This is a genomic window from Streptomyces sp. NPDC015242 (assembly GCF_043079125.1).
GTDB lineage: Bacteria > Actinomycetota > Actinomycetes > Streptomycetales > Streptomycetaceae > Streptomyces.
Genome location: NZ_JBIBUF010000001.1, coordinates 177,463 through 190,334, shown reverse-complemented (window position 1 = coordinate 190,334; position 12,872 = coordinate 177,463). Strand labels below are relative to the sequence as shown.

General features: G+C 73.5%; 15 protein-coding genes. 6 read left to right on the top strand and 9 right to left on the bottom strand.

Going from position 1 to position 12,872, the window contains the following annotated elements:
• The first annotated feature begins 28 nt into the window (after nucleotides 1-28).
• Nucleotides 29-901, top strand: coding sequence for an acyl-CoA thioesterase (locus ACF07N_RS00950; RefSeq protein ID WP_383332674.1), 873 nt, complete (start codon nucleotides 29-31; stop codon nucleotides 899-901).
• A gap of 152 nt (nucleotides 902-1,053) precedes the next feature.
• Complete coding sequence (locus ACF07N_RS00945; RefSeq protein WP_392108705.1) at nucleotides 1,054-1,950, top strand: DMT family transporter; 897 nt, start codon at nucleotides 1,054-1,056, stop codon at nucleotides 1,948-1,950.
• Here the strand turns inward: ACF07N_RS00945 and ACF07N_RS00940 are convergent.
• Nucleotides 1,895-2,962, bottom strand: a complete 1,068-nt coding sequence (locus ACF07N_RS00940; RefSeq protein WP_392106711.1) for a DUF6397 family protein — start codon at nucleotides 2,960-2,962, stop codon at nucleotides 1,895-1,897. The genes ACF07N_RS00945 and ACF07N_RS00940 overlap by 56 nt on opposite strands.
• 136 nt (nucleotides 2,963-3,098) lie before the next feature.
• Nucleotides 3,099-3,512: a roadblock/LC7 domain-containing protein gene (locus tag ACF07N_RS00935; protein ID WP_383332678.1), complete on the bottom strand. Its 414-nt coding sequence runs from the start codon at nucleotides 3,510-3,512 to the stop codon at nucleotides 3,099-3,101.
• Nucleotides 3,513-3,616: 104 nt separating this feature from the next.
• Between ACF07N_RS00935 and ACF07N_RS00930 the strand changes: the two genes are divergently transcribed.
• Nucleotides 3,617-4,045 carry a PPOX class F420-dependent oxidoreductase gene (locus ACF07N_RS00930; RefSeq protein ID WP_383332680.1) on the top strand — a complete coding sequence of 143 codons (429 nt, stop codon included), beginning with the start codon at nucleotides 3,617-3,619 and terminating at the stop codon, nucleotides 4,043-4,045.
• A gap of 14 nt (nucleotides 4,046-4,059) precedes the next feature.
• Here the strand turns inward: ACF07N_RS00930 and ACF07N_RS00925 are convergent, their stop codons facing one another.
• From ACF07N_RS00925 to ACF07N_RS00905, 5 genes are all read right to left on the bottom strand, one after another.
• Nucleotides 4,060-4,695, bottom strand: coding sequence for an ATP/GTP-binding protein (locus tag ACF07N_RS00925; protein ID WP_392106707.1), 636 nt, complete (start codon nucleotides 4,693-4,695; stop codon nucleotides 4,060-4,062).
• Between the two features lie 104 nt (nucleotides 4,696-4,799).
• Nucleotides 4,800-5,213, bottom strand: coding sequence for a DUF742 domain-containing protein (locus ACF07N_RS00920; RefSeq protein ID WP_392106704.1), 414 nt, complete (start codon nucleotides 5,211-5,213; stop codon nucleotides 4,800-4,802).
• A 22-nt stretch (nucleotides 5,214-5,235) separates the two neighbouring features.
• Nucleotides 5,236-5,670 carry a roadblock/LC7 domain-containing protein gene (locus ACF07N_RS00915; protein WP_383332686.1) on the bottom strand — a complete coding sequence of 145 codons (435 nt, stop codon included), beginning with the start codon at nucleotides 5,668-5,670 and terminating at the stop codon, nucleotides 5,236-5,238.
• Nucleotides 5,667-8,366, bottom strand: coding sequence for a nitrate- and nitrite sensing domain-containing protein (locus ACF07N_RS00910; RefSeq protein ID WP_392106701.1), 2,700 nt, complete (start codon nucleotides 8,364-8,366; stop codon nucleotides 5,667-5,669). Before ACF07N_RS00910 ends, ACF07N_RS00915 begins: the two co-directional genes overlap by 4 nt.
• Before the next feature lie 190 nt (nucleotides 8,367-8,556).
• Nucleotides 8,557-9,330 (bottom strand): MHYT domain-containing protein, encoded by a 774-nt coding sequence (locus ACF07N_RS00905; RefSeq protein ID WP_392106697.1) that lies wholly within the window; start codon nucleotides 9,328-9,330, stop codon nucleotides 8,557-8,559.
• A 161-nt stretch (nucleotides 9,331-9,491) separates the two neighbouring features.
• On the opposite strand from ACF07N_RS00905, the gene ACF07N_RS00900 reads away from it, so the two are divergent.
• The gene (locus ACF07N_RS00900) at nucleotides 9,492-10,091 is read left to right on the top strand and encodes a class I SAM-dependent methyltransferase (protein ID WP_392106693.1); all 600 of its coding nucleotides are present in this window, start codon (nucleotides 9,492-9,494) and stop codon (nucleotides 10,089-10,091) included.
• A 23-nt stretch (nucleotides 10,092-10,114) separates the two neighbouring features.
• On the opposite strand, the gene ACF07N_RS00895 is transcribed toward ACF07N_RS00900, so the two are convergent.
• On the bottom strand, nucleotides 10,115-11,017 hold the full coding sequence (locus ACF07N_RS00895; protein WP_392106690.1) for an oxygenase MpaB family protein: 903 nt from the start codon (nucleotides 11,015-11,017) through the stop codon (nucleotides 10,115-10,117).
• A 98-nt stretch (nucleotides 11,018-11,115) separates the two neighbouring features.
• On the opposite strand from ACF07N_RS00895, the gene ACF07N_RS00890 reads away from it, so the two are divergent.
• Nucleotides 11,116-11,412 (top strand): hypothetical protein, encoded by a 297-nt coding sequence (locus ACF07N_RS00890; protein ID WP_392106687.1) that lies wholly within the window; start codon nucleotides 11,116-11,118, stop codon nucleotides 11,410-11,412.
• Between the two features lie 137 nt (nucleotides 11,413-11,549).
• A complete protein-coding gene (locus ACF07N_RS00885; RefSeq protein ID WP_392106684.1) occupies nucleotides 11,550-12,401 on the top strand; it encodes a hypothetical protein in 852 nt (283 codons plus the stop codon).
• A 109-nt stretch (nucleotides 12,402-12,510) separates the two neighbouring features.
• On the opposite strand, the gene ACF07N_RS00880 is transcribed toward ACF07N_RS00885, so the two are convergent.
• The gene (locus ACF07N_RS00880; protein WP_383332700.1) at nucleotides 12,511-12,693 is read right to left on the bottom strand and encodes a hypothetical protein; all 183 of its coding nucleotides are present in this window, start codon (nucleotides 12,691-12,693) and stop codon (nucleotides 12,511-12,513) included.
• Nucleotides 12,694-12,872 lie beyond the last annotated feature (179 nt).

Genomic DNA, 12,872 nt, shown 5'->3' with positions numbered 1-12,872 from the left:
CAGCAGCGAGCACAGGAGAAACCCACCCATGACGACGAACCCGGCCGACAGGCTCGTCGACCTGCTCGACCTGGAGCAGATCGAGGTCAACATCTTCCGCGGGCGCAGTCCGCAGGAGTCCCTCCAGAGGGTCTTCGGCGGGCAGGTCGCCGGCCAGGCCCTGGTCGCCGCCGGCCGCACCACGGAGGGGGACCGGCCCGTGCACTCGCTGCACGCCTACTTCCTGCGCCCCGGCATCCCCGGGGTGCCGATCGTCTACCAGGTGGAGCGGGTGCGCGACGGACGCTCCTTCACCACCCGGCGGGTCACGGCCGTGCAGCAGGGCCGCACGATCTTCAACCTCACCGCCTCCTTCCACAGGCCGGAGGACGGCGGCTTCGAGCACCAGCTGCCCCCGGCCCGCGAGGTCCCCGACCCCGAGTCCCTGCCCACGGTCACGGACGAGATCCGCGCGCACCTGGGCGCGCTGCCCGAGCAACTGGAGCGGATGGCCCGCCGCCAGCCCTTCGACATCCGCTACGTGGACCGGCTGCGCTGGACCGCCGACGAGGTCCGGGACGCCGAACCGCGCAGCGCCGTGTGGATGCGCGCCGTCGGGCCGCTCGGCGACGACCCGCTCGTGCACACCTGCGCCCTCACCTACGCCAGCGACATGACCCTGCTGGACGCCGTCCGCATCCCCGTGGAACCGCTGTGGGGGCCGCGCGGCTTCGACATGGCCTCCCTGGATCACGCCATGTGGTTCCACCGTCCCTTCCGTGCGGACGACTGGCTGCTGTACGACCAGGAGTCGCCGATCGCGGTGGGCGGCCGCGGCCTGGCGCGCGGCCGGATTTACGACCGTGACGGCCGGCTGGTGGTGTCGGTCGTGCAGGAGGGGCTCTTCCGGAAGCTGGGCTGACCCGCGAGCGGGTTCCGCCGCGCGGGCGTCGGGTTCCGCGCCGGACGTGCCCCTGCCGGACGGCTCCGATCGCGCCGTCGCCCCGGTCCGGCCACGATGGCAGGAGGCGGCCGGCCGACGTCACGCGCCCGCCGATCCGGGAGGTGACCACGCTGCACACCGTGCTCCCCGTACTGTTCGCGGTCTGCGCGGCCCTGAGCAACGCCGTCGCGACGGTGCTGCAGCGCAAGGCGGCCCTGTCCGTGCCGCGCTCCGAGGGTCTGCGGGCCGGGCTGATGCTCGATCTGCTGCGCCGGCCGGTCTGGCTGGCCGGGATCGTCGCGGTGATCGGCGCCGCCGTCTGCCAGGCACTGGCGCTGGCGACCGGGCCGCTGACCATCGTGCAGCCGCTGTTCGTGCTGGAACTTCCGCTCACCCTGGTCGTCGCCTCTCTGCTGATGCACCGGCGGCTGCCGGGGTCGGGCTGGCTGGCCGTGACGGTGGTGGTGGCGGGGCTGGCGGTCGCCCTCGCCGCCGCCTCTCCCTCCGGTGACCGCACCCATGTGGAACTGGACCGCTGGATCCCCGCGCTGGCCGTGTGCGGGGGCATCGTCGCCGGGCTCACCCTCGCGGCCCTCAAACGCCCGGAGGGCCGGGCCCGGGCGGCCTGCCTGGGGGCCGCGACGGCGATCAGCTACGCGGTGACCGCCGCGCTGATGAAGGCGGCCACCCACATCCTCGACGAGCAGGGGCTCACCGGTTTCCTCACCGCCTGGCAGACGTACGCCTTCGCGCTGACCGGGGTGTGCGCGCTGTTCCTGCTGGAGAACACGATGCAGGCCGGTCCGCTGGTCGCCTCCCAGCCCGCACTCACCCTCGGTGACGCGCTGGTGAGCCTGGCCCTCGGCATCCTGCTGTACGAGGAGACGGTCCGCTCCGGGTGGTGGCTGCTGCCCCAGCTTCTCGGCGTGGGGCTGATCGCAGCGGGCGTTCTCGCCCTGGCGCGGATCCCGCTCACCCAGTCGCTGGTGGCACCGGACGAGGAGAGCCGGACGGTGGACGCGCCCTGAGGCTCCTGCCGGGTGACCGCCGGGCTCTGTGCCTGATCTGGCCCAGCAGACCGGTCGGCTTCGGTGGGGTGGGATGTGGTGCCGGTGTCGCCTTCCCCACTGGGCCCGGGCGGGGCGTCGGGCATCTGCTGCGCGCCGTGTCCAAGGTGTGCAGCAAGTCCGCCTTGAACCAAGCCACTTCGTCGGGCTCGGTGGCCGTCATGAGCCGTTCGGCCAGCTCGGCGGCCGGTGAGCCGGGCGCGCCGTGGGCCGGAAGCCGGGGGCGGAAGCGGTCCAGCCGGGCTCGCTCGCGGGCGTCCGGGACGACGTCCGCGACGTCGGCGGGGTCCAGCAGACCGGCCACGGCCGCCGCGCGAGCCCACGGGTCGTCACCCGCCTGGCGCAGCAGGAATCCGCTGTGCCGGCCCCGCCAGTTGCGCGGGCGGCGGTCCAGCCCGCGTTTCACCCCCTCCCGGATCTCCGCCGGCAGGCGCCCGGACAGCAGCCGGGCGTTGCTCGCCTCGTCCGCGAACTGCCGCAGCTCTTCGGCGAGGTACAGCCAGACGACCGTCCGGTAGCGGTTCAGGTAGAACCTGACCGGCACGAGCAGGCCGAAACGGGCGAGACTCGTGAACCTGCTGGGCGCGATCTCAAGCAGCGCGGCCCCCTCGTGCGTGCCGACGGTACGGACGCGTTCCCGCAGTCCTTCGGGGAAGTCGCCGGCGGCCCGCAGCCGGTCGAGCTCGGCTCGTGCCACGCGCCCACCGGCTTCACCGCCTCCGGTGCCGCTTCCGCCGCCTCCACCGCCTCCACCGCCTCCACCGCCACCGCCACGTCCGCTGCCTCCACCTCCGTCGCCTTCACCTCCGTCGCCTTCACCTCCGCCGCTTCCTGCTCCGCCTCCGTACGGGGCGGTCCGGATGAGGCCGAGGTTCACCGCGAGGTCGAACTCGGGCCGCCTGAGGCCCAGTTCGCGCGCGGCCCGGCTCGGGGCGAAGGTGAGGCGGTCGGTTTTCGCAAGCGTGCCTGACATGGTCGTCTCCCCCGTGGAGTCTGCGGCTGAGCGCCGCGTGCGGTCGGCGTGGAAAAACCGTAGCCGCTTCCGCCCACCTCGCGGCGAGCCTGTGGATAACTCCGGATCACTCCACGGAGGAGGAAGAAAGCGCAGGTCAGCTCTCTGTGGTCGGCTTGCGTTCGGGGTGGCGGGCATCCACGTCCAAGTGCTCGCCGACCCGGTTGACCAGCAGTGTCATCTCGTACGCGATCTGGCCGATGTCGGCCTCCGCTCCGCTGAGGACGCACAGACAGCTGCCGCTGCCGGCCGCGGTCACGAAGAGCACCGCGTCATCGAACTCGATCATCGTCTGGCGGACACCGCCCGCACCGAAGTGCCGTCCCGAACCCTTGGCCAGGCTGTGCAATCCGGACGACACGGCCGCGAGGTGCTCGGCGTCCTCGCGGCGCAGTCCGGTGCTGGCGCCTGTCACCAGGCCGTCGTTGGACAGGACCAGCGCGTGCCGCACGTCGTGGACCCGCTCGGTCAGGTCGTCCAGCAGCCAGTCGAGTCCCTGGTTCTGCACCATGTCCCGATCTCCCCGTTTTCTCCCCGTGTGATTCTCCTCCTGACCGGAGGATCTCCACGCCAGCCTTCCCCAGGACCGCGGTCGGGGCAAGGAGGATGGGAGCCATGGCAGAGAAGATGACCGATGCCCAGTGGCGGGAGTTCGTCTCGCACGGCACCCGTACCGGAAAGCTCTCCACGGTCCGCGCCGACGGCAGTCCGCACGTGACCCCGATCTGGTTCGTGCTGGACGGGGACGAGCTGGTGTTCAACACCGGCAAGGCCACGGTGAAGGGGCGCAACATCCTTCGGGACGGCCGGGTCGCGGTATGCGTGGACGACGACCGGCCGCCGTACTCCTTCGTCGTGCTGACGGGCCGTGCCCGGGTCTCGGAGGACCTCGACGCCGTACGGCACTGGGCCACCCGGATCGGCGCCCGGTACATGGGCGCGGAGCGTGCCGAGGAGTTCGGCGCCCGCAACGGCGTGCCGGGCGAACTCCTCGTACGCGTCACGATCGACCGGGTCCTGGCGGAGCGGGACGTCGCGGACTGACTCGCCGCCCCCGGTCAGCCGACCGAGTCGAGCAGCCGGGCGGTGTGCATCCGCCCGGCGTACTCGACGAGCCGGATCAGCACTTCCTTGCCCGAGTCGCGGTCACGCGCGTCGCAGAGCACGACGGGTGTGCCCCGGTCGAGGTCGAGGGCGCGTGAGACGTCCGGGGCGCCGTGCCGCCGCGCACCCGCGAAGCAGTTGACGGCCACCACGAACGGGATGCGCCGGTGCTCGAAGAAGTCGACCGCGGGGAAGCAGTCCTCCAGGCGCCGGGTGTCCGCGAGGACCACCGCGCCGAGCGCCCCCTGCGACAACTCGTCCCACAGGAACCAGAAGCGGTCCTGGCCGGGCGTGCCGAACAGGTACAGGGACAGCCCGGAGCGGATGGTGATGCGCCCGAAGTCCATGGCGACGGTCGTGGTGGTCTTCTGGTCCACGCCGTCGGTGTCGTCCACCGACTGGCCGGCTTCACTGAGGAGTTCCTCGGTGCGCAGCGGCCGGATCTCGCTGACGGCGCCGACCAGGGTGGTCTTGCCCACCCCGAAGCCACCAGCGACCAGTATCTTCAGCGCCAGTGCGGCGTTCTCCGCGTCTTCGGCGTCGGGGTGCTCGGCATCGGAGTGCTCGGCGTCGGAGTGCTCGGAGGCCATTGATCACTTCTCTCGGGAGTGGCGGCAGCGCGTGCCGTGCCTGCGGGTGGGGGTGGGTGGCCGACGGCGCTCGACGCGGGCCGGCCGGGCGGCATGCGGGTCCTCTACAGCGCCCTCAGTCCTTCGATCACCTCGCGCAGAATGCGTTCGTCGGGCAGTTGCGCCGGAGGGACGGGGCGGTGGACGGTGACGCGGCCGAGCTCCAGGAGGTCGCCGAGGAGGACCCTGACCACGCCCACCGGCAGGTCCGCGCCGGCGGCGAGTTCGGCGACCGACTGGGTCTCCGTCCGGCACAGGCCGATCAGCGTCCGGTGTTCCGGGCCGAGCGGAATGTCGTCGTCCGTACCGGGGACGCCCGGGTCGAGGGTGACCAGGGCGATGAGGTCGAACCCGACGCCGGTGGGACCCGGCCGGGTGCGTCCGCCCGTCATGGCGTAGGGGCGGACGAGCGGCCCGGCCTCGCTGTCGTACCACTGGCTGCCCTGCACACGCGGGGTGCCTGTCACGTCCTGGGGCATCTGCGCGGACCGCCCTCCCGTCTCATCCGGCGGGTGGCCGCGCGCCGGCGCGGGGAGCGGTGCCGAGGTGTTCGCCGACGCGCTTGACGAGGCGGGCCATCTCGTAGGCGACGAGGCCGATGTCGGCGGTCACGGCGGTGAGGAGGGCGAGGCAGGAACCGTCGCCCGCAGCGGCCACGAAGAGGAAGCCCTCGTCCATCTCCACCATCGTCTGCCGGACCCCTCCGACGCCGAAGTGGCGTCCCGCGCCCTTGGCGAGGCTGTGGAAGCCGGAGGCGACCGCGGCGAGGTGCTCGGCGTCCTCGCGGCGCAGGCCGGTCGAGGCGCCCACGGCGAGACCGTCGTTGGACAGCACCACGGCGTGCCGTACCTCGCTCACGCGGAGCACCAGATCGTCGAGGAGCCAGTCGAGTTCGCCGGTGCGGCGTGCGGTGTGCGTGGTCGGGTCGGGGATCATGCGCGGTCTCCTTCACTGCCTGCGCCGCCCGTCGCGGGGCGGGGCGTGGTTCCGCGGCCGGGCCGCCTGCCGCCGCCGCGGGCCCAGCCGTCGCGGTAGGCGGCCATGCGGTCCCGTACGAGTTCGGGGGTGCGTGCGTCGTCCCGGGGTGCGGGAGCCGGGGGCGGCTCCTCGGGGCGACCGTCGCGCAGTTGGGGGGCGAGGCTGGCCTGGCGCACGCGACGCGGGAGGTCGCCGGACCCGTCGGGCTGCTCCGGGGGGCGAGGGTGATGCAGTCGCAAGGTGGCGACTCCTGGGGCTGGGGTGTGGCTCGGGGCCCCCGCGGGGGTCCGGGTCCCCACGGGGGGCCGGGGCTCTACGGGGATGTCGGTATCTCCGGGGGTGTCGGTATCTCCGGGACTGTCGGTTTCTCCGGGGATGCCGGTCCCCACGGAGGTTCTGGTCTCCGCGGAGGTCCCGGCTGCCGCGGGGGGCATGGTCTCCGCGCGCCCTCTCGTGTCCGCGCCGGCGGCCACGGGGGCCACGAGGGCGCGCCGGCCGGCCGGCGCGGGGACGGCGTCCTGCGGTGGCTCGTCCCCCGGCACGCGCGCGTAGGCGCGTTCTCCGGGCTGCCTCGTGGGGCCGGCCGCCTCGCGGGAACGTTCCGCCGTCGTGTGGTGCAGCAGGGCGGTGGGCAGCAACACGACCGCGGTGGTACCGCCGTACGGTGAGGTGCGCAGGTGCACCTGGACGCCGTGCCGGGCGGCGAGCCTGCTGACCACGAAGAGGCCGAGCCGGTCGCTGTCGAACAGGTCGAGCGCCTCGGACTGGGCGATGCGGCGGTTGGCCTCGGCGAGGGTTTCCCTGCCCATGCCGAGGCCGCGGTCCTCGACCTCGACGGCGTAGCCGTTGCCGACGGGTTCGCCGGTGACCCGCACGCGCGTGTGGGGCGGTGAGAACTGGGCGGCGTTCTCGATGATCTCGGCCAGCAGGTGCGTGAGGTCGGCCACTGCGGCGCCGATGACGGCTGCCTCGGGGAGTTGCCGTACCTCCACGCGCGCGTAGTCCTCCACTTCGGAGACGGCGGCGCGCACCACGTTCGTCAGCGGGACGGGCATGCGCCAGGCGCGGCCGGGGGCCGCTCCGGAGAGGATGATGAGACTTTCCGCGTGACGCCGCATGCGGGTGGTGAGGTGGTCGAGGCGGAAGAGCTCGCTCAGTTCGTTCGGGTCGTCCGAGCGGCGTTCCATGCTGTCGAGCAGGCTCAGCTGGCGGTGGACCAGAATCTGGCTGCGGCGGGCGAGGTTGACGAACACCCCGGAGATGCCGCTGGCGAGTTCGGCACGTTCGACGGCGGCCCGCAGGGCGGCCCGGTGGACGGTGCCGAGGGCCTCGGCGACCTGACCGGCCTCGTCCTCGGCGGGCGGGCCCGGCGGGGCTTCGGCGTTGATGTCGATCTCCTCGCCCGCGCGCAGCCTCCGCATGGCGTCGGGCAGTTGGCGCCGGGCGATTTCCAGTGCGGTGTTGCGCAGGTGCACGAGTTCCACCACCAGACCGCGCCCGATGCGGACGGAGATGACGAGTGAGGCGGCGACGGCGGCGAGGCCGAGCAGGACGGCGGCCCCGGCCGGGGTGAGCAGTCCCCGGGTGAACGGGTCGGCCCCGCGCGCCACACCGCGTGCCGCCTCGCCCTCGATCGTGCGCATGGCGTCCCGCACGCGCGCGTGTGCGGTGTTCCAGGTGTGCTCAGGGGCCGCTTCGACCGCGCCCGCGCCGGGGCCGCGGGCGAGGACCCGGTCCTCGACGGCGCCCAGCCCGGCGTAGGCGCTGCTGCCGGCGAGGGCGTCCCAGGCGGAGCGCTCGGTGCCGCGCAGGTCGGCGACGGACGATGCGGTGAGGGTGCGGCGCAGTGCGACGGCGCCGGTGAAGAGCCGCAGCCGCTCACCGTGGAGCGTGCCTTCCAGCCGGGCGCTCGCCAGGACCGCGTCCTCCTGCGCCAGTGCCTCGCCCGCGCGGGCGAACTCCACCAGCACGCGCGCGTCGGAGCCGAGGTCGGCGTCCTGGATGCCGGAGAGCGCGCCGCCGACGCCGAACGCCGCCGCGATGGTCCGGGTGTAGCGGCCGTACGTCTCGGCCCAGCCGGCGCTGCCGTCCCGTACGGCGCTGCGCAACGGGCGCAGCCGCTCGGCGCCGGTGACGAACTCGTCCAGCCTGCCGACCACTCCGGCGGGCATCTGCTCGCTGTCGGCGACGGTGTTGTCCCTGCCCAGCCTGAGCCGCGCGACGGCCCGGTCGGTGCGCCGTCCGAGTTCGTCCAGCTCACCGGCCGGTACGGCGGCCGGGTCGGTGGCGTGGCGTACGGCGGCCGCGCGTTCGGCCTGGAGGGCGGCGACGGCGGCGGAGACGGGGACGCGCACGGCGGCGTCCACACGGTGCACTTGACGGAGCCGGTCGACGTCCTGGGCGGTGGTGACGGTGGCGTAGGCCCACAGGGCCAGCAGGGAGACGACCGGCACCATCAACAGGGAGACGATCTTGGCGCGCACGGTGCGCGGGCGTATGTGCCAGCGCTCCGCGCGCGTGGACGCGGTGTTCGCCTTGGTGTCCGGGAGTTCCCGGGGGTCCTCGTCGGCCGGTGGTCCGGCGTGCGCACGGCGCCCGCGCGGGGGCGGCGGCGCCTCGGCGTCTGGGGTGGGTGGCCTCGGGGGTGTACGCATGGACTCCTCGCTCGGGAGTGGATCGGGGCGGTCCGCCGTCTCGCGTTCGGAGGGCGTCCCGGCTTCGGGGGCCTGGTCCGGTGCCGGCCCGTTCGGGCGGACTCACCGCCCTTCCCTCCGTGTCCTCCCCTCCCCCTCAGGCCTGCGGCCAGGGGGCCGCGGGCACCCGGAGATCACGTCCCGCCCCGCCCTAGGAAGCGGCGCTCTCCACCGGCCGCTGGGCCGACGCGGACGCCGCCCGCTCCCCGGCCGTCGGCGACAGCGCGACGAACGCCGACGTCAGGAAGAGATACGACCCGAGGCCGACGGCGAGCGGGAAGACGAACTGCATCGCGGTGGCCCCGGGCAGGCTTTCGCCGGAGGGCGTCACGCGCACACTCACCGCGAACATCCCGGTGTAGTGCATGCTGCTGACCGCCGCGCCCATGATCAGGGAGGCGAGGGTGACCGCGACGGGCGACTTGATGGTAAGCGCCGCCCACAAGGCCGCCGTCGCGGCGACGACGGCGATCAGGACGGAGAGCCCGACGAGCACCGGGTCGTAGGTCACGTCGCCGTGCAGGCGGACCGCCGACATCCCGAGGTAGTGCATGCTCGCGACGCCGAGGCCGGTCGTCAGGCCGCCCACGAGAAGGGCCCGGCCGCGGTCACGGCCGTAGCCGACGGCGAAGACGCCGGCGCAGACGACGGCCATGGCCACGAGCAGGCTCAGCAGGGTGAGCGGCACGTCGTAGCGGATGTCGGTGCCGGTGACACCGAATCCGAGCATGGCCACGAAGTGCATGGTCCAGATGCCGGTGCCGATCGCCGACGCGGCGGTGATCAGCCAGTTGCGGCGCGAGCGTCCGGTGGCGGCCAGGGCGCGGACCGTGCAGCGCAGTCCGAGGGCGGCGCCGGTGCAGGCCATCGCGTACGACAGCGCGGGGGTCAGCCACCCCAGGGCGGCGTGGTCCAGGTGTCCCATGGCCCCGGGACGCTAGACCCGGCGGAGGCGCACTCAGGGGGCGCATTTCGAAAGGTGTCGGAATATTCGGAAGATGACGCCGCGATGCACCGGAACGATCGGGTCGGGCTCGAACGTGTGCGCTGAGGCGTCCTCCGTGCCGGTGAGGAATCATGCGGTGCATGAGCGACGACCAGACGCGTGTCCAGGAGTTCTTCACCGCCCGCGCCGCCGACTGGGACACCCGGTTCCCGGACGACGGCCCCGCGTACGCCGCCGCCGTCGCTGAGCTCGGGCTGCGGGAGGGCGACCGCGTGCTCGACGCGGGCTGCGGCACCGGGCGCGCCCTGCCGCCCCTGCGCGCCGCCGTGGGACCCTCCGGCGTGGTGCTCGGGGCCGATCTCACCCCGGCCATGCTGCGGGAGGCCGTGCGGGCGGGACGGGACCGTGACGGCACCCTGCTGCTCACGGACGTCGCCGCGCTGCCCCTGCGCGCGGGGTGCCTGGACGCCGTGTTCGGGGCGGGGCTCGTGTCGCATCTGCCGAGCCCGGCCGAGAACCTCCGGGAGCTGGCCCGCGTGGTGCGCCCCGGTGGTGTGCTGGCACTGTTCCACCCCATCGGCAGGGCCGCCCTCGCGGCGCGCCACGGTCGTCCGCTCACCCCGGAGGACCTGCGTGCCGAGCCCAATCTGCGTCCCCTGCTGGCCGGTTCGGGGTGGCGTCTGACGTCGTACGCCGACGAGGACGCGCGCTTCCTGGCGCTCGCCGTGCGCGAGGGCTGAGCGGCGCCCGGGAGCGCCTCCGCTCATCCGGCCCCGGGGTCCGGCGCACCCATGTGGCGCACCGGGCACCCCCGTACGCCCGGGACCGGCCAGGTGCCGAGGGAGGCGAGCTCATAGCCGTGCGGGTAGCCCTTGATCTCCCGGTTCTGGCGGGCGAAGTGCGGGGCGCGCCGGGGCGGCAGCAGCCGGACGGCACGCCCGCGCAGCCGCACCGCGCGGCGCACCCACGCGCGTGTGCCGGCGTTCGGCGGGGTGTAGCGGAACGCCTCCAGGAGCGGGTCGTCGAGCAGCGAGAGGGTCGCGGCGCGCAGCAGCGGCGCGAGCGGGCGCGGGTACCAGGAGGCCATCAGGTCGAGCGTGGCGTCCGAGACGCGGCGCGCGTCCTCGTCCCAGGCGAAGTGGGCCGCCTCGTAGTCGTCGAGGCAGGTCTCGAACTCCTCGTAGGTACCGGGGATGTCCTTGATGCCCATGTGACGGCCGAGCGTGCGGTGGTGGACGGCACTGGCGACGGTCTCGTGGCGCGACAGCCTGCGCCAGCCGTAGGCGTCGATCCACCGCTTCGGCATCACGACGAACGTGCAGAGCACGTAGCGCATGTCCTCGTCGCTGATGTCGTAGCTGCGGTGCATCTGGTTGATGCGGCGGATCGCGGTCCTGCCCTGCTCGCTGGCGAAGCCGTGCTCGACGACGGCGTCCAGGAGCAGCGAGGTGTCGTCGTAGCGCTTCTGCGGGCGGTCCGTGAGCTCCGCGGTCCGGGCGAGCAGCCGGCCGATGCTCGGGACGGCATAGGTGCGGTAGAGAGCCAGTTCCAGGGAGCGGGTGAAGTCCCAGGGGAACTCGTAGGCCACGCTGAGCCGGTAGATCTCCGTGGCCTCGCGGTACGGGTCCATCTCGCGGATGCGCGCCAGCCGTTCGAACCGCTTCACCCTGCCGTCCCCCTTCTGCCTGCGGACCTCCAACTCTACGTTGGTGACCAGGAGAAGAACGGTGAACGTGGATGTCGCGCAGGGGGAAGGTGGGCAGCGTGTGGGACAGGTTCCGCAAGGCCGGGGGCAGGGTCGCTCATGCCCTGCGTCCGGAGCCCAGGGCCGTCGGGGGCGAGCGGCCGCACAACCTCTTCGAGGCCGCGGCGGTCTATGTCGTGGCGACAGCGGAGGACGACCAGGAGCGGGCCGACGAGGCGGCCGGCTGGGTATCGCCGGAGGCGCTGTCGTTCGGGGTGAACGAACTGGCCTGCCGGGCCGTCGTCGCGCTGGCGCGTGAGCGCGGGGCGCCGCCGGGAACCGTGGCCCGCGAGTTGCTGGGTCTTCCGGCGGCCTGACGGATCGGGCACGGGGTGGCCGTTTCGCCCCTGTCCGCCGGGAAACTGCAGCTCCGGCCCCGCTTGCGAGGTCGTGACAAGCGGCTTCCGCTCGCACTAGGGTGCGCGCCGGTGGACGAATGGATGGGGAGGCTGGGATGGCCGGGACGGACGAGGACGCCGTCGCCGCCGCGGACGACGCGCTCTATGTGCTCACGGCGGTGCTGCTGACGCCGGCGAAGTTCCCGAGTGTGCTGGGCGACGACTATCCGGAGGCGTGCGCGGCGCTCGGCCTCGCGCCGCTCGCCGACGGCTACGGGCTGGTGCTCGGCCAGGACGGTGAGGGTGCCCGGTGGACCGTGGTCATCGACGACGTCTCCCTGGTGGCCGTCGCGATCGCGTCGTGGGACTGCGGCATGGAGTACGAGCTGTCGCCGGACGAGCGCACGGTGGTCGCGGCTCTGCCGGGCTGGCCTCTCGCGGTCGCCGTCGCGGCCCCCGGCGTGCCCGCGCCGCACGACCCCGGTCCGGAGGCCGACGACCGGCCGCCGCTGGCTCCGCCGGACACCACCGTCTGGGGCCCGGCCCAGCGGCGTCTGGGCGCGGACGAGATCGCGTTGCAGTGGGCGACGTGGCGGGAGCAGGTCGACGACGCGGCCTTTCCGCAGCCGGGGCCGGCGGCGGGCGACGGAAGCGAGAGCTCCGACGGCCCGGCGCCGGGCGGCGGGAGCGGCGTACCGGGGCACCGGGGTATCCGGCGCGTCCTGGCGGAGGCGCGCACCTACATCGACTCACCGCCGCCGCTGGGGCGGGTCCGCTCGTCGTTCGCGCCGGGTGACGCGCGGACGCTGCGAGCCGACGGTCCCGGCTGGTCACTGGTGGCCAGGACCGACGACATCGCTTTCGTGCTGCTCGACGAGGAGCCCGGCGAGGTTCTGCCCGTGGGCCGGGGGCCGGAGCTGCCGGGCCTCCTCGAAGCGCTCGACAAAATGGCCGTGCGCCCGAACTGAGAGGTCCGTCCACCGAACTGAGAGGTGCGCCCACCGCACTGAGAGGTGCGCCCGAGTCGAGAGGCGCTCTCGAACCGAGCCGCGGTCTCGAACCGAGCGGTCCGGACGCTCAGCGGCCGAGCTCCTTACGGCTGACGCGGCGCAGCCTGCGCCGCTGTGCGGGATCCAGCGTGAGGTAGGCGGCGGCCGGGACTCCCAGGATGATCAGAAGCGCGGCCCACCAGGGCAGCCAGATCAGCAGGATGAGCCCGGCCGCCGCACCTCCGGCGGCGATCTTGGCGTTCTTCGACATGACTGTCGCCTCCTTCGCGGCCACTGCCGCTTCCTGTCCTGGAAACGGGCCCGCGCGTGCGGCGGTTCCGACCCTGCCCCTGAGACATCCCTGAGACATCCCTGAGGCGCGCCTCAGGGCGACCCGGAAAGCACGCAAGGGCGCGACGCATCACCACAGTCCGTACAGCCGCACACACC